General features: G+C 58.2%; 19 protein-coding genes. 4 read left to right on the top strand and 15 right to left on the bottom strand.

Annotated features, from left to right (window positions below):
• Position 1: 1 nt before the first annotated feature.
• From dapA to dapB, 3 genes are read right to left on the bottom strand one after another with little or no spacing between them, the layout of a single operon-like run.
• On the bottom strand, positions 2-910 hold the full coding sequence (dapA, locus tag QP884_RS01400) for a 4-hydroxy-tetrahydrodipicolinate synthase (protein ID WP_284820309.1): 909 nt from the start codon (positions 908-910) through the stop codon (positions 2-4).
• Between the two features lie 56 nt (positions 911-966).
• Positions 967-1,713 carry an FAD-dependent thymidylate synthase gene (gene thyX, locus QP884_RS01395; protein WP_005325145.1) on the bottom strand — a complete coding sequence of 249 codons (747 nt, stop codon included), beginning with the start codon at positions 1,711-1,713 and terminating at the stop codon, positions 967-969.
• A gap of 3 nt (positions 1,714-1,716) precedes the next feature.
• On the bottom strand, positions 1,717-2,463 hold the full coding sequence (dapB, locus tag QP884_RS01390) for a 4-hydroxy-tetrahydrodipicolinate reductase (RefSeq protein WP_284820308.1): 747 nt from the start codon (positions 2,461-2,463) through the stop codon (positions 1,717-1,719).
• A gap of 140 nt (positions 2,464-2,603) precedes the next feature.
• Here dapB and QP884_RS01385 point away from each other — a divergent pair, with 140 nt between their 5' ends.
• Both QP884_RS01385 and QP884_RS01380 read left to right on the top strand, forming a co-directional pair.
• The gene (locus QP884_RS01385; RefSeq protein ID WP_284820306.1) at positions 2,604-2,993 is read left to right on the top strand and encodes a VOC family protein; all 390 of its coding nucleotides are present in this window, start codon (positions 2,604-2,606) and stop codon (positions 2,991-2,993) included.
• 113 nt (positions 2,994-3,106) lie between these two features.
• Positions 3,107-3,805 carry an AMIN-like domain-containing (lipo)protein gene (locus tag QP884_RS01380; RefSeq protein WP_284820305.1) on the top strand — a complete coding sequence of 233 codons (699 nt, stop codon included), beginning with the start codon at positions 3,107-3,109 and terminating at the stop codon, positions 3,803-3,805.
• A gap of 97 nt (positions 3,806-3,902) precedes the next feature.
• On the opposite strand, the gene QP884_RS01375 is transcribed toward QP884_RS01380, so the two are convergent.
• From QP884_RS01375 to QP884_RS01360, 4 genes are all read right to left on the bottom strand, one after another.
• Positions 3,903-6,149 (bottom strand): polyribonucleotide nucleotidyltransferase, encoded by a 2,247-nt coding sequence (locus QP884_RS01375; protein ID WP_284820303.1) that lies wholly within the window; start codon positions 6,147-6,149, stop codon positions 3,903-3,905.
• A 143-nt stretch (positions 6,150-6,292) separates the two neighbouring features.
• Complete coding sequence (gene rpsO, locus QP884_RS01370) at positions 6,293-6,562, bottom strand: 30S ribosomal protein S15 (RefSeq protein WP_005278802.1); 270 nt, start codon at positions 6,560-6,562, stop codon at positions 6,293-6,295.
• A gap of 168 nt (positions 6,563-6,730) precedes the next feature.
• Entirely contained in the window at positions 6,731-7,663 is a 933-nt protein-coding gene (locus QP884_RS01365; RefSeq protein ID WP_284820302.1) for a nucleoside hydrolase, read from the bottom strand.
• A complete protein-coding gene (locus QP884_RS01360) occupies positions 7,664-8,686 on the bottom strand; it encodes a bifunctional riboflavin kinase/FAD synthetase (RefSeq protein WP_284820300.1) in 1,023 nt (340 codons plus the stop codon).
• A gap of 23 nt (positions 8,687-8,709) precedes the next feature.
• Here QP884_RS01360 and truB point away from each other — a divergent pair, with 23 nt between their 5' ends.
• Positions 8,710-9,603 carry a tRNA pseudouridine(55) synthase TruB gene (gene truB / locus QP884_RS01355; protein WP_284820298.1) on the top strand — a complete coding sequence of 298 codons (894 nt, stop codon included), beginning with the start codon at positions 8,710-8,712 and terminating at the stop codon, positions 9,601-9,603.
• On the opposite strand, the gene QP884_RS01350 is transcribed toward truB, so the two are convergent.
• The 5 genes from QP884_RS01350 to rbfA all read right to left on the bottom strand — a co-directional run bounded on the left by QP884_RS01350 (position 9,600) and on the right by rbfA (position 13,913).
• Positions 9,600-10,274 (bottom strand): 4'-phosphopantetheinyl transferase family protein, encoded by a 675-nt coding sequence (locus QP884_RS01350; protein WP_284820366.1) that lies wholly within the window; start codon positions 10,272-10,274, stop codon positions 9,600-9,602. The genes truB and QP884_RS01350 overlap by 4 nt on opposite strands.
• Positions 10,274-11,083 carry a metallophosphoesterase family protein gene (locus tag QP884_RS01345; RefSeq protein WP_284820296.1) on the bottom strand — a complete coding sequence of 270 codons (810 nt, stop codon included), beginning with the start codon at positions 11,081-11,083 and terminating at the stop codon, positions 10,274-10,276. The genes QP884_RS01350 and QP884_RS01345 overlap by 1 nt, the downstream gene beginning before the upstream one ends.
• Positions 11,084-11,169: 86 nt before the next feature.
• Positions 11,170-12,486, bottom strand: a complete 1,317-nt coding sequence (locus QP884_RS01340) for an MATE family efflux transporter (protein ID WP_284820295.1) — start codon at positions 12,484-12,486, stop codon at positions 11,170-11,172.
• Between the two features lie 20 nt (positions 12,487-12,506).
• A complete protein-coding gene (locus QP884_RS01335) occupies positions 12,507-13,469 on the bottom strand; it encodes a DHH family phosphoesterase (protein WP_284820293.1) in 963 nt (320 codons plus the stop codon).
• Positions 13,470-13,913: a 30S ribosome-binding factor RbfA gene (gene rbfA, locus QP884_RS01330; protein ID WP_150851478.1), complete on the bottom strand. Its 444-nt coding sequence runs from the start codon at positions 13,911-13,913 to the stop codon at positions 13,470-13,472.
• Positions 13,914-14,803: 890 nt separating this feature from the next.
• Here rbfA and QP884_RS01325 point away from each other — a divergent pair.
• On the top strand, positions 14,804-15,244 hold the full coding sequence (locus QP884_RS01325; protein WP_005325175.1) for a hypothetical protein: 441 nt from the start codon (positions 14,804-14,806) through the stop codon (positions 15,242-15,244).
• A gap of 129 nt (positions 15,245-15,373) precedes the next feature.
• On the opposite strand, the gene infB is transcribed toward QP884_RS01325, so the two are convergent.
• The 3 genes from infB to nusA form a co-directional block, all read right to left on the bottom strand.
• Positions 15,374-18,205 carry a translation initiation factor IF-2 gene (infB, locus tag QP884_RS01320; protein ID WP_005325177.1) on the bottom strand — a complete coding sequence of 944 codons (2,832 nt, stop codon included), beginning with the start codon at positions 18,203-18,205 and terminating at the stop codon, positions 15,374-15,376.
• A 106-nt stretch (positions 18,206-18,311) separates the two neighbouring features.
• Entirely contained in the window at positions 18,312-18,659 is a 348-nt protein-coding gene (locus tag QP884_RS01315) for a YlxR family protein (protein WP_005328683.1), read from the bottom strand.
• An 84-nt stretch (positions 18,660-18,743) separates the two neighbouring features.
• Positions 18,744-19,760, bottom strand: a complete 1,017-nt coding sequence (gene nusA, locus QP884_RS01310) for a transcription termination factor NusA (protein WP_005328685.1) — start codon at positions 19,758-19,760, stop codon at positions 18,744-18,746.
• Between the last annotated feature and the right edge of the window lie 9 nt (positions 19,761-19,769).

Genomic DNA, 19,769 nt, shown 5'->3' with positions numbered 1-19,769 from the left:
CTTAGAGGACTCCAGATTGTTCCAGATCACGGCGAAGTTCCTCGCGTTCCTCCCCGCTCGCAGCGGTGATAGGAAGACGGGTATCGCCAACTTCGATGCCCTGCAGGCGCAGGGCTTCCTTTGCAAACGTCGCTCCGCCCAACCGAGCTTGTGCATGGGTGAGCGGAAGGAGCGTAGTGACATTGATTTCTCGGGCGCGGGCCATATCGCCCGCGTCGAAAGCTTCATAAAGTTCTGCCAAGGCACGCGGTGCTACATGGCCGATGACGGAGATGAAACCGGAAGCGCCGAGGGAAAGCCACGGCAGGTTAATCGGATCATCACCGGAATACCAGGCCAAACCGGTTTCTTGGATGAGTTCTGCGGCCGCAGGAAGGTCGCCCTTGGCGTCCTTTACGGCCTGGATGGTCGGCAAGTCCGCAAGGCGGCGGAGGGTATCCGGCGCCACTGGGATGCCCGAGCGGCCAGGGATGTCATAGACACAGATCGGTAGATCCGTGGCTTGCGCGACTGCGGCAAAGTGCTCGTAAACGCCCTTTTGTGAGGGCTTGGAGTAGTAGGGAGTTACCACTAGCAAGCTGTCTGCCCCCGCTTCAGCGGTGGCCTGAGCCAGCTTAATGGAGGTTGCGGTGTCATTCGTTCCGGCACCGGCGCAAAGCTTTGCGCGGTCTCCTACTTCTTCCTTTACGGCTTTGAGCAGCTCCAGCTTCTCTTCAACTGAAGTGGTCGGTGATTCGCCGGTGGTTCCACCAAGGATGAGCGAATCAACGCCATTGTCAACGAGATGAGCTGCTAGGCGACGACCTGCTGCAACGTCCAGCGCACCGTCACGGTCAAACGGGGTGACCATGGCGATGCCGATGCGTCCAAAGGTGCCGACGCCAGTCTTTGCTGTCATACCTGTGCTCATAGCCGTCAAGATTACCCTTTTGGCTTGCAATTAGCCGCATCGGGGTCTCGCGCGTGTTAGGCGTAGGGGCTTGCCGCCATCTGGGTCCCATCAGCAAGAGTGGTGATATTGAAATCATCAAAGAGCACTGGCGCCTTGCTTTGCAGCAGTTTCAGGCACTCCACCGCAACGTGGCGAAGCTCCTCGTCGGCCTGCTCGGCGGCACGAGCACCAATAAAGTGACGCCACGCGCGATAGTTGCCAGTGACAACAATGCGCGTTTCTGTGGCGTTTGGCAACACAGCACGCGCCGCCTGACGGGCCTGCTTCTTGCGCAGGAGAGCGTTGGGCTCATCCAGCTTCTCTTCTAGTGCGCTAAGCAGTTCATCGTAGACAAAGCGGGTTTCATCTACCGCCTGCATGACCAATCGACTTAGTTGCTCGTCTTCGGCCACCAGTTTTGGTAGGACCACTTCGGTCTCTTCTGGGTGGACAAAGCGCTGGGAGAGCTGCGAGAAGGAAAAGTGCCGATGGCGGACGAGCTCATGGCTCGCCGAACGCGACAGCCCTGTGATGTACATCGTGGCCGTGGCATGCTCGAGCAACGCAGTATGGCCTACCTCCATGATGTGGTGCAGGTAGGCTTCATTGGTTGCTGTCCGGGGGTTTGGCTTATCAAAAGACTCGTAGCAGGCCCGTCCAGCGAACTCGACAAGTGCTTCCCCATCAGAGGCCGAGTCATCCGCGTGCCACTCCACGCCCCGCGGGGCGTGGAACTGCGTTGCGGCAATGAGCTGAATATCTAGCTCACTTGCTTTAGCCATGGCTTAAAGCCCCAGGTACTTATCGAGGCCCACGACTAGGCCCGGGTGATCTGCAATCTGGCGCACGCCCACCAGCACGCCCGGGGTAAAGGAAGCGCGGTCATAAGAATCCTGGCGGATAGTCAGCGACTGACCTTGCGCACCAAAGATGACCTCCTCGTGTGCCACCATGCCACGGGTGCGTACTGCGTGAACCGGAATACCGTCGACGGTGGCACCGCGGGCACCATCGAGTTGCTTTTCCGTAGCATCCGGCATGTCTCCCAGACCAGCCTCCTTGCGGGCGGCGGCAATTCCCTCAGCGGTATGGATCGCAGTACCGGACGGCGCGTCCAGCTTGGTTGGGTGGTGGAATTCAATAACCTCTGCAGTCTCAAAGAACTTCGCAGCCTGCTTGGCCAGCACCATCGTGAGCACTGCGGAAATGGCAAAGTTCGGCGCAATGAGAACATTGCCGGCACCGTCCTGCTTGGTCCATTCCTCTACCTGAGCCAAACGCTCCTTATCAAAGCCGGTGGTTCCCACCACACAGTGAATTCCGTTTGCAATGCAGAATTCAAGGTTGCCCATTACGGAATCTGGCTGGGTAAAGTCCACAATGACCTCAGCATGGGCGTCGATAAGCTGCTGCAAATCATCACCGCGGTCAATTTCCGCAACCAGATCGAGGTCATCTTCCGCGTTGACACCTGCAACGATTGCCTGGCCTACGCGTCCATGCGCGCCCAGTACGCCAACCTTGATAGCCATGGTGTGTTCTCCTTCTTCAGCCACATCGGTAGTACTTTTCTCCCCATCCTAACGCGCATGGGGTTTGCACAATTCCTCGCCTGCCTTGGAAAGGACTTGCGCTCTTCGACAATGCCCACAGTCTCACTAGGATGGCGTGCATGCAGATATATATCGCTTCCGTTCCTGTAGACGACGTTGCCCGCGCTCACGATTTTTACGTCAATACCCTTGGCTTCCGAGTTAAGGATGACGTCACCCACGGCGATTTCCGCTGGCTTACCGTTACCAATGCTGAGGGTGAGGGAGATACCGAGCTGCTTTTGGAGCCGAAGGGCCATCCCGCCGCCAAAGACTATGCCGCAGCACTCAAGACCGATGGCATTCCGGCCACCCAGTTCCTGTCCGCCGATGTGAAAAAAGAATACAAAGAGCTCAGTGACAAGGGCGTGAAGTTCACCATGGAGCCCACCGATGTTGGACCGTCTATCATCGCTGTATTCGATGACACCGTGGGCAACCTTATTCAGCTGGTGGAGCTAAAGAAGTAGCCGCACCCTCCCCTCTCACACTGGTTAACAATTGCATCACTTCCTACTGCCCGTCCCATCTGCCCCAGTAGAATGGGTGTAACAACACGGTAAGCACCAAGGAAGTGATGAATATGTCTCCCTCAAATTTCTCTCGCACTATCGCCGTGGCCATCAGCGCAGGATGCGCATTAGCACTTGCCGCTTGTTCCGATGAAGAAACTACGCAGGCAGGCGCACCGGCTTTCAGTGAGGTTCAGTCAACTACCGACACGGCTGATGCTCCGACCAGCTCCGCTACCCCCGCCGCTACTTCTGCCCCGCGCAGTACCTCTGCAGCGGATGCAGAAATGCAGAAGCTCCCCCAGGACTCAGCCCCAATTGCGTTCGCCGGTATGGGCACGGCCTCTCTCGAGGACCAACAGCACATGCCGGAGGGGCTCGGAAACCTCATTCCCGCGGGTGTGCGAGTGGGGGCACACGAAGGCTTCACCAGAGTCGTCATCGACCTGGAGGGAGAAGGCGAACCGGGCTGGTTTACGTCCTATACCGATAGCCCCGCCCACCAGGCATCCGGAAAACCAGTCGAGGTCCAAGGAAATACTTTCCTCAACCTCGGCATTGAGGGAACACCGTGGCCTTCTACCCCAGAGCTAAAAGAAAAGTACATGCAACCAGGCACTACCCCTGGTGCCGGGGTGGTCAGTGCAGTCAACTACACCACCACCTTTGAGGCGCAAACCCAGCTCATTATCGGTCTAGAGAAGAAGACCGCCTACTCCGTGACGTATCTGAAGGACCCATCGCGCGTTGTCATCGACTTCCAGAACTAAGGTATAGCGGCGCCTCTAAATGGTGCACACCTACGAAGAAAGGCTCTGCCTTCCAGCGAGTGAACTGGAAGGCAGAGCCTTTCTTTGGGTTTGGGGATTAGTCCTCCACCGGAACCAGGGAAATCTTGCCGCGGTTATCAATATCCGCGATTTCTACCTGAACCTTATCGCCAACGTTGATGACGTCTTCTACCTTCTCGATGCGCTCGTCGCCACCCAGGTTGGAAATGTGGATCAAGCCATCGCGACCCGGGGTCAAGGAAACGAATGCGCCGAATGGAACGGTCTTTACCACGGTGCCCAGGAAGCGCTCTCCTACCTTCGGCAGCTGCGGGTTAGCAATGGAGTTCACCTTATCGATGGCAGCATCCGCAGCCTCACCGGTAGCAGCGGAAACGTAGACGGTTCCGTCATCCTCGATGGAGACATCGGCGCCGGTTTCCTCGGTGATCTGGTTGATGGTCTTGCCCTTTGGTCCGATAAGCTCGCCGATCTTATTAACCGGGATCTTCACGGAAGTGATCTTCGGCGCAAGGCCGGACATCTCATCCGGGGTATCGATGACCTCGGCCATGGTCTCCAGGATGGTAGAGCGGGCATCGCGAGCCTGCTCCAGTGCCTGGGCCAGGACCTTAGACGGGATGCCATCCAACTTGGTGTCCAGCTGCAGGGCGGTGATGTACTCAGAGGTACCGGCGACCTTGAAGTCCATATCGCCAAAGGCATCCTCGGCGCCGAGGATGTCCGTCAGGGCGACGAACTTTTCCTTGCCATTTACTTCGCCAGAGACCAAGCCCATAGCGATGCCAGCTACCGGAGCCTTCAGCGGAACACCGGCATTGTACAGGGACAAGGTGGAGGCACACACAGAGCCCATGGAGGTAGAGCCATTGGAGCCCAAGGCCTCAGAGACCTGGCGGATGGCGTATGGGAAGTCCTCACGGGATGGGATGACCGGAAGCAGAGCACGCTCGGCCAAAGCACCGTGGCCGATCTCGCGGCGCTTCGGGGAGCCCACGCGGCCGGTCTCGCCAGTGGAGAATGGCGGGAAGTTGTAGTGGTGCATGTAGCGCTTGGATTCCACCGGGGTCAGGGAATCAATCTGCTGCTCCATCTTGAGCATGTCCAGGGTGGTAACACCCAGAATCTGGGTCTCACCGCGCTCGAACAGGGAGGAACCGTGAGCACGCGGAACCAGGTCCACCTCAACGGAGAGGTCACGGATATCGGTAACGCCGCGGCCATCGATACGGAAGCCTTCGGAAAGGATCTTCTGGCGCACGATCTGCTTCATCAAGGCGTTATAAGCGCCGCGGATCTGCTTGGAGGCATCGGCCTCCTCCAAGTCCTCGAGCTGGTCCAAGAGCTTTTCTTCGACCTGCTCCATGTATTCATTGGTGGCATCGTCACGCTCCTGCTTGCCCGGAATGGTCAGCAGCTTCTCTAGCTTCTTTGCAGCGGCCTTTTCCACTGCCGCGAAGACATCATCGCCGTATGCCGGGAAGAGCGGGAACTCCTGGGTTTCCTTGGCGGCACGCTCCGCCAGACCGTTCTGGGCTTCGCACAAGGTCTTAATGAATGGCTTTGCTGCTTCCAAGCCCTCAGCGACGGCTGCTTCCTGCGGTGCAGGAGCACCGTCAGCAATGCGCTCAGCAACGTTGGTGCCGGCACCGGCCTCAACCATCATGATGGCTACGTCGTCCTTGCGGCCCTTTTTGACGATGCGGCCGGCAACGACCATCTCAAAGAGAGCGCGCTCGTGCTGCTCGTGGTTCGGGAACGCTACCCACTGGCCTTCTGGGTGCTTATCGTCAGCAATCAGTGCCATGCGGACACCGCCGACAGCGCCGGAGACGGGCAGGCCGGACAGCTGGGTGGCGGCGGAGGCGCCATTGATAGCAACAACGTCGTAGTACTCTTCCGGATCCTGGGACATCACGGTGACAACGACCTGGACCTCGTTGCGCAGGCCCCTGACAAAGGTTGGGCGCAGCGGGCGGTCGATGAGGCGGCATGCCAGGATGGCCTCAGAAGAAGGACGACCCTCACGGCGGAAGAAGGAGCCCGGAATCTTGCCGGCGGCGTACATGCGCTCTTCTACGTCCACAGTCAGCGGGAAGAAGTCGAATCCCTCGCGCGGCTGGTTGGACGCAGTAGTCGTGGCCAGCAACATGGTGTCATCGTCCAAGTAGGTGGTCACGGAGCCGTCTGCCTGGCGAGCCAACTGGCCGGTTTCGAAGCGCAGGGTGCGGGTGCCAAAGTCACCATTGTCTAGCGTGGCAATGGCCTCGGTAATGCCAAAGTCCTCGTCAATATTGAACTCGACGGAGTTCTGAACGCTCATTAAAAAATGTCTCCTTGAGTGGTTTGGGCGATCGTCGATGCCGCCTGGTCGATTTTGTCTATGACAACGGTGTCAAATTCTAACAGAAAAACCACAAAAGCCCCGCCAAAGGGCGGGGCGAGGTGGCCGAAGCTGGGCCGAAATTAACGGCGCAGACCCAGGCGAGAGATCAGATCACGGTAGCGATCGACGTTGTTCTCAGCCAGGTACTTCAGCAGGCCACGACGGCGACCAACCATCAGCAGCAGACCACGACGGGAGTGGTGATCGTGCTTGTGGAACTTCAGGTGCTCGGTCAAAGTATTGATGCGGGAGGTCAGCAGGGCAACCTGTGCCTCAGGGGAACCGGTATCGGTTTCGTGCAGGCCGTACTCCTTGAGGATTTCGGCCTTCTTCTCAGTGGTCAATGCCATGAGTATTTCTCCTTTATTTCAGTCCACATTATCGTGACGCATAAGCCTGCGCTGCGCGCGTGACTTGTGCGTGCCGCAACTGCTGTGAACCGCAGTCGCTAAGCCAAACAAACACCTTACAGCGCTTAAGCAGAGAAAATCAAAACCCGTGGCGCCTAGGCTGTGCTTTTAGAGCTCGCTGAAGAGCGTCTCAAGGCGTTCCACAAACTCCCGCACAAAGCGCTCACTATCCACACCCACAGCCACCCGGGCGGTGGGTGGCGCATCCAATCGCTTTTCATCCGCGATTGTCCGTCCACGGGTAGGGCCGGCGGTGTCAGTCTTGAGGTTTATCGAAAGGACGTCGACAAGCGAGGCATCTGCTGCCACCGCAACGGCCAATGGATCGTGCAAGCCGCACCCGCCCAAGTGCGGCGATGTGGTGGCGTAAGCGCGGATGTAATAGTCCACCATGTCCGCAAAAATGCGGCCGGCGCGGGTACCGGTAGCGCGCCAACGAGCGGACTCCGCCGTGGTCAAAAGCGTGCGCAAGGTAACATCCAAACCAACCATGGTGGTATCGCTAGTGTGGCGGAAGAGGTAATCGGTAGCTTCCGGATCCTGGGAGATATTGGCCTCAGACCACGGCGTGACGTTGCCAGGAACGGTGAGAGCCCCACCCATCATCACCAGGTGTGCGGCCGTGCCAAAGGAAGGGTCCTGCTGCATGGCGGCAGCAATCGTGGTGGACGGGCCAGTCGGAATGATTACTACATCATCGCCGTGCTCGTGCACAGCCTCGATAAGGAAATCGGCCGCAGGTTGGGACTGCGCCTGGGTGGTTGCCGGCGGAAGCAGGACCTCCCCCACGCCGTTGTGGCCGTGGATAAAAGAAGAAATCTCGCTTGGCCGAAAACCATCCGGGCTAGGCCCGGCAAAGACTGGAATATCGTCTTGGCCCAGTAGCTCTAGAAGGGCCAGTGTATTGCGCACGGCTAAGGGCACGGTCACGTTGCCGTACGTGCAGGTCACGCCGATTAAGTCCAGGTCCGGATGGGCGATGGCATACGCCAGCGCTAGGGTATCATCAATGCCGGTATCAAGATCGAGAATCGCCTTCATTTATTTCTCCCGCAGGAAGTAGTCTTTTGCGGTCCAGCCCTGCGCCTTAGCATCGGCAGCGAGCACCTGGCGGGCCTTGGCTACGTCATTGGCCATCGCTTCTAGCAGCTCGTCTACGGAATTGAACTTCACCATATCGCGGAGGTGGCCCACAAAGTGCACCGTAGCCTCGTAGCCGTACAGGTCAGCGTCGCGGTCGAGCACAAAGGACTCGATAGAGCGCTCCTCATCGCCGAAGGTGGGGTTGGTGCCTACGGAAATTGCGGCCGCATAGGCCACGCCAGGGCGCATATCCCCTTCGATAGAGGAATCAGAGTGCACGATGAACCAGCCCGCGTACACACCATCGGCCGGGATGGCCACCGTATCCGGGAAATACTGATTGGCCGTGGGGAACCCGAGTTCCTTGCCTCCACGTCCTGCGCCGCGCACTACGGGGCCGGTCACGGTGAAATGGCGGCCGAGAGCCCAGTTTGCGGTCTCGATGTCCCCCTGTGCAAGGCACTCACGGATGTGGGTGGAACAAATGCGCACGCCTTCATCATCCAGCAGTGGGACGATGTCCACACTAAAGCCAAACTCAGCACCAAAGTCTTGCATAGCCTGGGCGGTTCCGGTGGCGCCGGCGCCAAAGGTGAAGTTCTCGCCTACCACGATGTGCTGTGCTGCGAGCTTTCCTACCAATAAATCTTCTACGTAGGGCCGTGGCTCCACCCCAGCAAGGTCGCGGGTGAAGTCAATAACGAGCACGGCTGCAATGCCCATCTCTTCGGCCAATTCCAGTCGGCGTTCAAAGCTCAGCACCGCCAACGGCGCACGTTCCGGGAGGAATACCGACACCGGGTGCGGGTCAAAGGTCACCATGACAGGGCGCTCACCATGAGCGCGTGCATGCTCCACGCAGGCGGAGATGAGCTGCTGATGGCCGCGGTGCAGGCCATCAAAAACGCCGATGGTTACTGACGTTGGGCCCACTTCCGCGGGGATGTCATCGATTCCGTACCAAATATCCACGCAGACCATCGTAGAGCATAGACTTAGAGGCTATGACTGATGCGCTCGCAAACTCCGGACTCGTCATCGTAGACAAACCCGCCGGCATGACCTCCCACGATGTTGTCGGCCGTCTACGCAGGTACTTTCACACCAAGAAGGTAGGCCACGCCGGCACACTCGACCCCATGGCCACCGGCGTGCTGGTTCTTGGCGTGGAGCGTGGCACCAAGTTCTTGGCCCACATGGTTGCCTCTACTAAGTCCTATGACGCTACCATTCGCCTCGGCGCCGCCACCACAACCGATGACGCCGAGGGAGAATACTCCTGGGGCGCTAGCGCTGCGGCCATTGACCGCGCCGCAATCGAGGCAGAGATTGCCAAGCTCTCCGGCGATATTATGCAAAAGCCCGCGGCGGTATCCGCTATCAAAATTAACGGCCGCCGCGCCCATGAGCTAGTACGCGAGGGCCAGGAGGTAGACATTCCCGCCCGCCCAGTAACGGTAGATAAGTTTGACGTTCTGGCAGAGCGCCGCGAGGGCGACTACATCGATCTAGACGTCACGGTGGATTGTTCTTCCGGTACCTATATTCGTTCCCTGGCCCGCGATTTGGGCGAGGCCCTGCAGGTGGGCGGGCACCTGACCGCCTTGCGCCGCACTGAGGTGGGCCCTTTTGCGCTTGCCGACGCCCTCTCGCTCGACGCCCTTGCCGAATCCCCTCGCCTGTCCCTCAGCTTGGATGAGGCCTTGGCTCGCTGCTTCCCCGTCCTTTCCGTTTCGGAGGAGGAGGCAGCCGCCCTCGCCATGGGCAAATGGCTAGAGCCTCGCGGGCTCAAGGGCGTCCACGCTGCTGTGGCCCCTAATGGCCAAGCGGTGGCGCTCATTAAAGAAAAAGGCAAGCGCCTGGCCACCGTGTTTGTGGCACGGCCCTCCACCCTTTAATGGCTAAAGTCTAAGGCCGGAACCGAGGTGGAGACGATAACGTAGCCGTCTCGAATTACCCAGCGCCCGGTGATAAAAGGCACCGGTGTGGGCCTAGCCAAAATATAGGAAATAAGCGTGCCGTCTTCGCGCAGGTCGATTTCTGCCTGGTCAAAGTCCAACCAGCGAAAGGTCATGGGAAACCACGACTTGTACGTGGCCTCTTTGGCAGAAAAAAGCAATCGGTCCGGGCAGGTAATCCCCGCCTCACGCAGCCGCAAAAGCTGCGGCATCTCCCCCGCTCGGGCGATCATGGTGAGCACATGATCCGGCAGCGGTTCGGCGGGTTCTGCATCCAGGCCTACGGATTTTAAGGCTGAGGTAGGGGCAACCACCGCAGCCCGCATGCCCTCGGTATGCGTCATCGAGCCTACAAAACCCTCGGGCCACAGCGGCATGCCGCGCTCGCCGCGCAGAATCGGCGTCGCCGGGCTGGCCCCCAATTCCTGCAAGGCTCGGTGCGCACACCACCGAGCATCTCCGAACTCGGCCTTGCGTACATCAACTGCCTGGGAAACCAGAGACTTTTCTTCGGCCGCGAGTTCTTCAAAATTGGCCAAATCCGTATAGCTCGAGTCCGTGCGCACGTAGCAATAGCGCGCACTTTCTGGAAATAGCTCTGGATACATCATCATGTCCCCTCCTCTACAAAGGAACGCAGTACCGGATAGGGCCACGCCTGGGCGCTCTCACGCCCCTGCCATTCACGCGGATACCCCAACGACGTTTCGATGTGGTCAACGCCGTCCACATTCATGCGAGACGGCATATGCAGGTGCCCATAGATTACGGACTGCGCGTTATAGCGCCGCGGCCACGACCGCGTATGCCGGGTTCCGCACCACAAGGCAATTTCCGGAAAACGCAATAGCATTGTCGGTTCTTGGACCAGCGGCCAATGGTTAACCAACACGGTAGGACCATGTACTCGGGAAAGGCGCTTGATGGAATAGGCCAACCTGTCCCAACACCACGCCCGCACGTCTACGAAGGGGGCGATGGCGAACTCATCGGTCATCATCAGTTGTTTTGCGCGCGCCGCGTCAATGGCTTCATCTACGGTAAGACCATGCGGACGGAAACTGTAGTCATACAAAGTAAATAGCGGAACGATGGTGGTCCCGTGAAATACCGGATAAGGGTCTTCGGGAGTAATAACTCCAATTTCCCTACACCTTTCCACCAGGTGCGCATACTTATCTCGGCCTTGATACCGGTCCTGGGAGCGGGAGAATAACTCATGGTTGCCCGGCACCCAGATGACCCTGGCATAGCGATCATTGAGCTGGCGCAAAATGCGAATAATGAGTTCGGTACGCTCTGCAACATCGCCGGCCACGATGAGCCAATCCGCGGGATCGGGCGGAGTGAGCTGCTCAATGCGTTTACTATTGGCGTTGACTGCTCCATGCAGATCAGAAACCGCCCACACTGTTGGCATAGGTTTCTCACCTGCCTTCCTAGAAGCTGCGCGCTGCACGGAGCCGCACACCGCGCGAGAGTATCAACACGCCCACTTTAGCGCAGCTAACTCTCCTGGACTACGGCCCATTTCATCGATCGGAACCGGTAGACCACACCCACCATGCGGAAAGCAATGAAGGCGGCGAGGCCACACCACACGCCGGTTAAGCCTGTGCCCATAAAGTGCGCCAAGATAACGCCCGGCAAAAATCCCACTAGGACCGAAGAAATGGTCAGCGTGCGCAGGAAGGCGGCATCGCCGGCGCCAAGCAAGACACCATCGAAGGCGAAGACCACTCCACCGCCGACAACCATGGCTACCAGGATCCACCACGGCTGGGAGATGGCATCGAGCACTTCCGGAGAGGAGGTGAAGATACGCGGAATAATCCCTGCACCAGTAGCAAATACGACAGCCAAGAGGCCAGAGAAAATCGTAGAGTACAACGCCACCTTGCTGCCCACACTGCGTGCGTGCCGCGCAGAGCCAGCACCTAGTGCAGCACCAGTCAATGATTGCGCGGCAATGGCTAACGAATCCAAGATGAGGGACATGAAGTTCCACAGCTGCATCATGATCTGGTGACCGGCCAAAGAAGCGGTACCAACGCGGGAAACCACAGCCGTGGCGGTAAGAAAGGCCACCTGGAAGCTGGCTGAACGCAAAATAAGATCGCGGCCTAAGATGAGCTGTTCGCGTACCACATGCCATTGAAATTGCCAGGAGCCGGTATGTTCCTTATGCAATTCGCGGACGAATAGCGCAGCAATAATGCTCATGCCTAATACCGTGGCAATGGCCGAGCCTGCTAGCCCCCAAAAATGGACGAAAATAGGCACCGCAATAGCGCCGGGAATCATGCCAGACAAAGTAAAGTACAGTGGCTTCTTCGTATCTTGGACACCGCGCATCCAGCCGTTTCCGGCCATTTCCACCAAAGTAACGGGAATAGCCAGAGCTGCGATGCGCAGCCACAAGGCCGTCCCGGCGGCCGTGGTGGGATCACCGGTTAAGGCGCGTGCAAATACTCCGCCGAAAATCCACATGATTACCGCGAGCAGCCCGCCTACTCCTAGAGCCACATAGGTGGCTTGCACGCCTTCAGCAACCGCAGCTTCGCGCTTGCCGGAGCCAAAGAGCCGAGCAGAGCGAGCGGTCGTGCCGTAGGACAAGAAAGTCAACTGCGTCGTCACCACGGAGTGAATTGTGGTGGCTGCAGCAAGCGAGGCGAGCTCTTGGGCACCAAGACGACCGACAACCGCGGTATCTAGCAAAAGGTAGAGCGGCATGGCCGCAAGTACGCCAAGCGCGGGAAACGCGAGGCCAAAGACCTCGCGTGCGGTTACCGTGCCGGCGGTGGAGCGATCCTGAGCGTTCATTCCATCCGTCTGCCTATTTCTCATTGGATAGCGGCCACCAATTCCTTAATAATCTCTTCCGGAGCCCCGTGGGCGGTATAGCCCGCGGCCGGTACATGCCCGCCGCCGCCGAAGGTTAGCGCCACCGAAGAACAATCAATGCGAGAAGAACGCAAAGAAACCGCCCAAACCTCCGGAGCTTGTTCCTTAAACACTACGCCGACGGTGGTTCCTTCAAGCGCGCGAACGAACTCCACTAGTGATTCGACAGCCGAATCGGAGTGTCCCTGGATATCTTCCAGCCGCGCGACGAGAATGCCTAGGGTGTGCTCCCCTGCTTCTTCGAGGCGCAAACCGGCCAATACCCTACCGATCATCTGAAGATCGTCCGGAGTGGTGGAATCTAAAAGGTCAGCTGCAATCTGCTTGGTATCCAGATCGTAGTGCATGAGGCGGGTAGCAATATCGTGCATAGCCGGCCTACCCCAGCGGAAGCTGCCAGTATCGGTCATCAAACCGGCATATAAGCAGTGTGCAATATGACGGTCAATCTGAATCTCCAATGAATCCAAGATGCTCAGCAACACCACGGTGGTGGATTCACATTCAGTGTCCACCACATTGATGGCACCAAACCCTGGGTTAGAAGAATGATGGTCAATGCACAGAACCCGGCCCTGCTTGGCTAGCTGATCAATCCGATCCGCAAAGAACCCCGTTCGGTCCAAAGAACCACAATCAACGGTGACGTAGAGGTCATAGCTTTCCGGCAGCTTAAGGCTAGTGGTGACGTCGTCGGCGGCAGGAATGGTGTAAAGGTTACGGGAAATTTCCCGCTCCTGGCCCACAACGGCACACACGTCTTTGCCCCGTTGGCGCAGCGCGAGCAGCAACGCCGCAGCAGAGCCGATGGCATCGGCATCCGGCCGCAGGTGCGTCACAATGCAGATGCTGTGAGCATCGTGCAAAGCGGCAACTGCCGGCTCATATTGCTTCTTGGTCACTTAAGCCTCGTCTTCATCGGAGGTCTTATACGGGTTCGCATCCCCTGCCGGCTGGGCGTTTTCCTTCAGCTTTGCCAGTTCTTCATCGCGGGCGCGAGCACGGGCCAGAAGTTCTTCCATATGAGCAGAGGCCTCCGGAACGGTATCGACCTCGAAGGTTAGCGTCGGGGTAAACCGCACCGAGAGTTGATCGCCCACAATCTTGCGCAGCTGACCTTTAGCGCGCTTGAGGGCTTCTTCTGCTTGTGCGAAGTCTGGCTCGGAGTCAATGTCTTTTCCGCGCACGGTATAAAAAACGGTGGCATCGTGCAGGTCGCCCGTCACTCGAGTATCTGTGATGGTCACCAACTCGAGGCGGCGATCCTTGATCTCGCGTTCTATGGCACTCGCCACGATTTCCTTAATACGCTTGGCCATTCGTGCAGCACGCGCGTGGTCAACCATGGTGCAACTCCCTCTCCGTCGAACTATCGATCTCTACCAAGATCTATAAATCTCTACCAAGATCTATAAAATTGTGTCCATCTTACATTACTCCGCATGCATGTCCTGTGGCAGAAAATTAACTGCACATGAAGGCAATTCTGAGGATCTCGAACATGCAATAAGACCATATATATATCTTATGGACCCCTTGAATTAAAACGTTTCCGAAACTATGGTCAAAAGTGTTTCACCCCACCACGAGCCTAAATGGAGAAACGTGAAACCTTATAAAATAGCCGCATCGATCACTACCGCCGCTTGTATCCTCGGCGGCTTTGCAGTCCCTCCAGCCTCTGCCACAAATGAAACGCTTAACGATCCCCTCAATTCGTCATTCTCAATGTAGATTCTGACGGCGCCCCAAGCCTGCAACCATATTCCACAGGGGAAAGAAGCCCGGGAGATCCTGTTCCTGCTTGCATTCATTCTGAGAAGGAAAAGGGCGCAATTCAAGTCTATAACGATTGCGATTTTGATATGAACGTCAAAGTAATCGTTGTAATCGTTGCATTTGATTTCGACACACAATGCCTGTTGGTAAAAGCACATTCGCGGAGGAACTTTTAATGGTCTCCGACAAAGCGAATGGACGGTATTCAAGAATGCTAGATACACGCAGCAGAATGAGGACCCTAATCATCGCGATTGTATCAGCATTTTCCCTCCTTCTTTCCTCAAATATTGCCACCGCCGACATCGGAAACTTCCTTTATGACACAAAAGATCAGTGTGAAAGATCGCTGAAGGAGTTACGTAAAGACCCAGCGACAGCTAATTGGGCGAGAAGAGCAAGTTGCAATTACGAAAGCAACTGGGGAAACGGAGTATGGCATCTAAGGACCTAGGATTTGCAAGACCAAAACCAATCTAAGCCAGAAACAGCGAGCGTCACGCCCCAGCCTTTAAATGAGTTTCACGCCGATGCTCCGAACAAAGCAGCAAGCTGCCTCGAAAGGGCTAAACTCACGCAAGAGTGGCTAAACGATCAAGAACAGATTAGTGAAGTGGTACTGCACAGGTTGCTCACTTCCAGCACAAAAGCCGAAGAAGGAAGAATAGGAATCACATACGTTTTGGGCCAATGGCTACTTTCGAAACGCACTGGAACGTGGTCGGACTTGGCCCACGGCGAGGCTACGGAAAATAGTATCGGCCTTCGGTTCAACGATGGCAACAAGGAAATGCTCCCACTTGAGGACTGGGTATTCGACCTGCTTGGTGAGCCCCAAATCAAGGCCGAAAAATTTCTTGCATTCCTCAACTTCTCTGCTAAACAAGGCACGCATTAGCAAACCCAACTTGTCGTAAACCTGTCTAGATAGTTTAAATACTAAAGTTCAGCAGAAGCTGCAAATAAAATCGCCAGGGCTTCCCCAATCGGGGAAACACCTGGCGATTTTATTTACGCCGCTTGCGGACTAGGTACGCGGAACCTCGACCTCTTCGTAGGCCTGGATGATGTCGCCTACCTGAATATCCGGGTAAGAGAGCACCATACCGCACTCGTAGCCGGCCTTGATCTCGGTTGCGTCGTCCTTTTCGTGACGCAGGGACTCAATCTTAGCGTCGGCAGTGATGACGTTGTTATCGCGCAGCAGGCGAACCTTGCCGTTGCGGACAACCTTGCCCTCGGTAACCATGCAGCCGGCGATGGTACCCACCGCGGAGGACTTGAACAGGGCGCGGATTTCGGCCGCACCGGTGTCGCGTTCCTCGTAAATCGGCTTGAGCATGCCCTTGAGCGCAGCCTCGACCTCTTCGATGGCCTTGTAGATGATCGTGTAGTAACGAATATCCACGCCCTCTTGGGTAGCCATCTCCGTCGCCTTGCCTTCTGCACGGGTGTTGAAGGCAATGATGACGGCGTCGGAAGCCGCTGCGAGAGAGACGTTGGTCTCGGTCACAGCGCCCACACCACGGTCGATGATGTTGAGCTCGACTTCGTCCTCGGTCTTGATATCCAACAGGGCATCTTCCAGTGCCTCGACGGAACCGGCATTGTCGCCCTTGAGGATGAGGTTGAGGGTCGAAGTCTCCTGCAATACCTTGTCCAGATCCTCCAGGGAGACGCGCTTGCGCTGCTTTGCCTGCAGGGCAGAGCGCTTGCGCGCATCACGCTGGTTAGCAATCTGGCGGGCAACGCGGTCATCTTCCACCACGAGCAGGTTATCGCCTGCACCCGGCACACCGGACAGACCCTGAACCTGCACCGGACGGGATGGGCCAGCCTCTTCGACGTCGCCGCCGAATTCATCAAGCATGCGGCGGACACGACCGTGCGCATCACCGACGACGATGGAGTCACCCACGTGCAAGGTACCGCGCTGAACGATGACCGTTGCCACCGGACCACGGCCACGGTCCAGGTGCGACTCAATGGCCACGCCCTGTGCGTCCATGTCTGGGTTAGCGGTCAGCTCCAAGGCGGCGTCGGCGGTCAGGATGACCGATTCAAGCAGCTGGTCAATATTCTTGCCCTGCTTCGCGGAGATATCCACGAACATGGTGTCGCCGCCGTACTCCTCCGGAACCAGGCCGTACTCGGTGAGCTGGCCACGGATCTTATCCGGCTGAGCCTCCGGCTTATCCACCTTGTTCACGGCCACGACGACCGGAATATCGGCGGCCTTGGCGTGGTTGATGGCCTCCACGGTCTGTGGCATGACGCCGTCATCGGCGGCAACCACGAGGATGGCCAAGTCGGTGGACTTAGCACCACGGGCACGCATGGCGGTAAAGGCCTCGTGACCCGGGGTATCCAGGAAGGTAATGGTGCGCTCGCCGTCCACGTCCACCGTGGTCTGGTAGGCACCAATGCCCTGGGTGATGCCGCCTTCCTCGTGGGCGCCCTCGTTGGTCTTACGGATGGCGTCCAACAGGCGGGTCTTACCGTGGTCAACGTGACCCATAACGGAGACGACTGGAGGACGATTCTCCAGTGCTTCCTCGCCGCCTTCGTCCTCGCCGAACTTCAGGTCGAAGGACTCGAGCAGCTCGCGGTCCTCATCCTCAGGGGAGACGACCTCAACGTTGTAGTTGATCTCGGAGCCGAGCAGCTGCAGCGTATCTTCCGATACGGAAGCGGTTGCCGTCACCATTTCACCGAGGTTGAACAGTGCCTGCACCAGTGCTGCTGGATCCGCGCCGATCTTCTCGGCGAAGTCAGACAGGGATGCACCGCGACGCAGGCGGACGGTCTGGCCCTTGCCGTCTGGCAAGCGCACGCCGCCTACGACGTGCTTCTGCTGCTCCTCGTACTCATGGCGCTTCTGACGCTTGGACTTCTTGCCCTTGCGTGGAGCGCCACCTGGGCGGCCGAATGCACCTGCGGTGCCACCGCGACGTCCGCCGCGTCCGCCTCCGCGGAAACCGCCTGGACGGCCGCCACCTGGGCCACCGTGACCCGGTCCGCCGTGACCGCCGCGACCGCGGCCGCCGCGTCCACCGCCGCTCGGTGCCTTAGACGGCATCGACGCAGGGTTCGGGTGGGACGGCATCATGGCCGGGGATGGACGACGACCGCCGCCACCCTGGTTATTGCCACCCTGACGGTTATTACCGCCCTCGTTCTGGCCACCGCGCTTACCGCGGTTATCGCCTGGCTTATTGCCGCCACGCTGGCCCTTGGAGCCACCTGGGCGAGGGCCCGGACGGTTGTCGCCGCCACCCGTGGAGAACGGGTTATTAGCTACGCGACGGGAACCGCCTGGCTTCGGCATTGGACGAGGCATGGAGTTGCCTGGGGTCGGACGCTCGCCCGACTTCTTGCCGCCAGCCTGACCTGGTTTCGGTGCGCCCTGGCCGGGCTTCGGTGCGGCAGCCTTAGCACCAGGCTTCGGGGCCTGTGCGCCCGGCTTCGGGGCAGCTGGCTTTGCGCCGGGCTTAGCAGCACCCTGACCTGGCTTCGGTGCGCCCTGGCCGGGCTTCGGGGCAGCGGCTTTCGCGCCTGGCTTTGGCGCCTCTGCGCCCGGCTTCGGGGCAGCAGACTTCGCGCCCGGCTTAGGGGCGCTCGCCTTTGCGGTGCTCTTAGCGGCACCCTTGGCAGGCTTATTGTCTTGCTTCTTCTCGGCGGCGTCATCGCCGCCGGACTGTGCTTCATAATGTGCTCGCATCTTCTTAACCACCGGCGGTTCGATGGTGGAAGAAGCAGTCTTTACAAACTCACCCTGTTCCTTCAGGGTGGCGAGCAGTTCCTTGCTGGTTACTCCGAGCTGCTTTGCGAGCTCGTGAACACGTAGCTTTCCGGGCACTTGTCTCCTCTTGGTATCGACTAGGAGTCAAGGCCGCGGAAACTGGCCTGACCCCTAGTTAGGTGTGTAGGACTTTCATCGCTGATGCTTCATCGTTGTGCGCTCATCAGTGTTCGGTCTTCCTTTGTAACTCTGGTTCGTACGAATCTAACGCGGCATTGTCCGCGCTAGGTACCTGTCCGCTATGCGCTTCCAAGTACTGCCGTACCTGACCTGTGTCCACGGGTGCGGACGTGCGAAGCGCGCGCTTGAAGGCGCGTTTGCGCTCCGCCAGCTCGAGTGCAGAAAGTGTGGGGCTAATCCACGCCCCGCGGCCGGGAAGCCGGCGGTGTGGATCTGCTACCAGACGGCGGCCGTGCGGATCATCGTGGTCGATGACCACCCGTAGCAAGTCCGTATCTGGCAGGCGGCGGCGAGTAGCGATGCAGGTCCGGAGTCTTTGCCTCTCAGACATTCATCTCCTTACTTTTCGCGTCGCCAATATGCCCCAATCTGCAACTGGGCCGTTTACTAGCCTACGCTACAAAAGCGCAGATCCTTAATTAGCGTCAGCGTCCGAGTGAATATCGATCTTCCAACCGGTCAAACGGGCAGCAAGACGGGCATTCTGGCCCTCTTTACCAATAGCCAGGGACAGCTGGTAATCCGGCACCACCACGCGTGCGATCTGCGCCTCGTTGTCCACAACGGTAACCTTGACCACCTTCGAGGGGGCCAAGGCATTGCCTACGTAGACCGTGGGATCCTCGCTGAAGTCGATGATGTCAATCTTTTCACCGCCGAGCTGGCGCATGATGTTGTTGACGCGCTGACCGCGCGGGCCAATGCAGGCTCCCTTTGCGTTCAGGCCCTTGGCATGGCCCACAACGGCCACCTTGGAACGGTGGCCTGCCTCGCGGGCAATGGCAATCATTTCTACGCTGCCATCGGCAACTTCTGGAACTTCAAGCTCAAAAAGGCCACGCACCAGCTCCGGATGAGTGCGAGAGAGATTGATCTGTACCTGGGCGCCATTGCGATTAACGCCTACGACATAGGCCTTAATGCGGTCACCGTGCTCGAGCTTTTCACCCGGAATCTGCTCGGCCGGCAGCAAGATGCCGTCCTGGGACTCCAGCTCAGAGCCCAGCTGGACCACGACGATTCCGCGGGCATTAGCGCGCGCATCGCGCTGGACGATGCCGCTGACAACGCGGCCGGTGAGCTCCGAGTAGGAATCATAGGTGCGCTCTGCCTCGGCCTCGCGCAGCTTGCGCAGGATGGCCTCGCGCACGGCCTGTGCGCCCACGCGTCCAAAGTTTTCCGGGGTGTCATCGTATTCGGTGGTTACTTCCCCAGTTTCTGGGTCGCGCTCCGAGACAATGACGCTGACCGCACCGGTGGTGGCGTCGATATCGACGCGGGACTTGGCGCCTTCTACCTTGCCGCCAGCATTAGACTCGCGGTAATCCAGGTAGGAATACAACAAGGCACCCGCAATCGCTTCCAGCAAGTCCTTTACGGGGACGTTGCGCTCGGACTCGATGGTACGAAGTGCCTGTAGATCAATATTCACTTGTCATTC

The sequence above is a fragment of the Corynebacterium tuberculostearicum genome (assembly GCF_030229345.1).
GTDB classification, from domain to species: domain Bacteria; phylum Actinomycetota; class Actinomycetes; order Mycobacteriales; family Mycobacteriaceae; genus Corynebacterium; species Corynebacterium tuberculostearicum_G.
The sequence above is the reverse complement of the archived record's forward strand: the minus strand, read 5'-3'. Positions and strand labels throughout refer to the sequence as shown.

What these genes read in the sequence shown, in the direction of transcription:
- QP884_RS01365 (WP_284820302.1), bottom strand. Translation starts at nt 7,663, where the DNA reads ATGAAGGCGATTCTCGATCTTGATACCGGCATTGATGATACCCTAGCG.
- QP884_RS01380 (WP_284820305.1), top strand. Translation starts at nt 3,107, where the DNA reads ATGTCTCCCTCAAATTTCTCTCGCACTATCGCCGTGGCCATCAGCGCA.
- QP884_RS01385 (WP_284820306.1), top strand. Translation starts at nt 2,604, where the DNA reads ATGCAGATATATATCGCTTCCGTTCCTGTAGACGACGTTGCCCGCGCT.
- QP884_RS01350 (WP_284820366.1), bottom strand. Translation starts at nt 10,274, where the DNA reads ATGATGTATCCAGAGCTATTTCCAGAAAGTGCGCGCTATTGCTACGTG.
- QP884_RS01345 (WP_284820296.1), bottom strand. Translation starts at nt 11,083, where the DNA reads ATGCCAACAGTGTGGGCGGTTTCTGATCTGCATGGAGCAGTCAACGCC.
- thyX (WP_005325145.1), bottom strand. Translation starts at nt 1,713, where the DNA reads ATGGCTAAAGCAAGTGAGCTAGATATTCAGCTCATTGCCGCAACGCAG.
- truB (WP_284820298.1), top strand. Translation starts at nt 8,710, where the DNA reads ATGACTGATGCGCTCGCAAACTCCGGACTCGTCATCGTAGACAAACCC.
- dapA (WP_284820309.1), bottom strand. Translation starts at nt 910, where the DNA reads ATGAGCACAGGTATGACAGCAAAGACTGGCGTCGGCACCTTTGGACGC.
- rbfA (WP_150851478.1), bottom strand. Translation starts at nt 13,913, where the DNA reads ATGGTTGACCACGCGCGTGCTGCACGAATGGCCAAGCGTATTAAGGAA.
- QP884_RS01375 (WP_284820303.1), bottom strand. Translation starts at nt 6,149, where the DNA reads ATGAGCGTTCAGAACTCCGTCGAGTTCAATATTGACGAGGACTTTGGC.
- rpsO (WP_005278802.1), bottom strand. Translation starts at nt 6,562, where the DNA reads ATGGCATTGACCACTGAGAAGAAGGCCGAAATCCTCAAGGAGTACGGC.
- QP884_RS01360 (WP_284820300.1), bottom strand. Translation starts at nt 8,686, where the DNA reads ATGGTCTGCGTGGATATTTGGTACGGAATCGATGACATCCCCGCGGAA.
- dapB (WP_284820308.1), bottom strand. Translation starts at nt 2,463, where the DNA reads ATGGCTATCAAGGTTGGCGTACTGGGCGCGCATGGACGCGTAGGCCAG.
- QP884_RS01340 (WP_284820295.1), bottom strand. Translation starts at nt 12,486, where the DNA reads ATGAACGCTCAGGATCGCTCCACCGCCGGCACGGTAACCGCACGCGAG.
- QP884_RS01315 (WP_005328683.1), bottom strand. Translation starts at nt 18,659, where the DNA reads ATGTCTGAGAGGCAAAGACTCCGGACCTGCATCGCTACTCGCCGCCGC.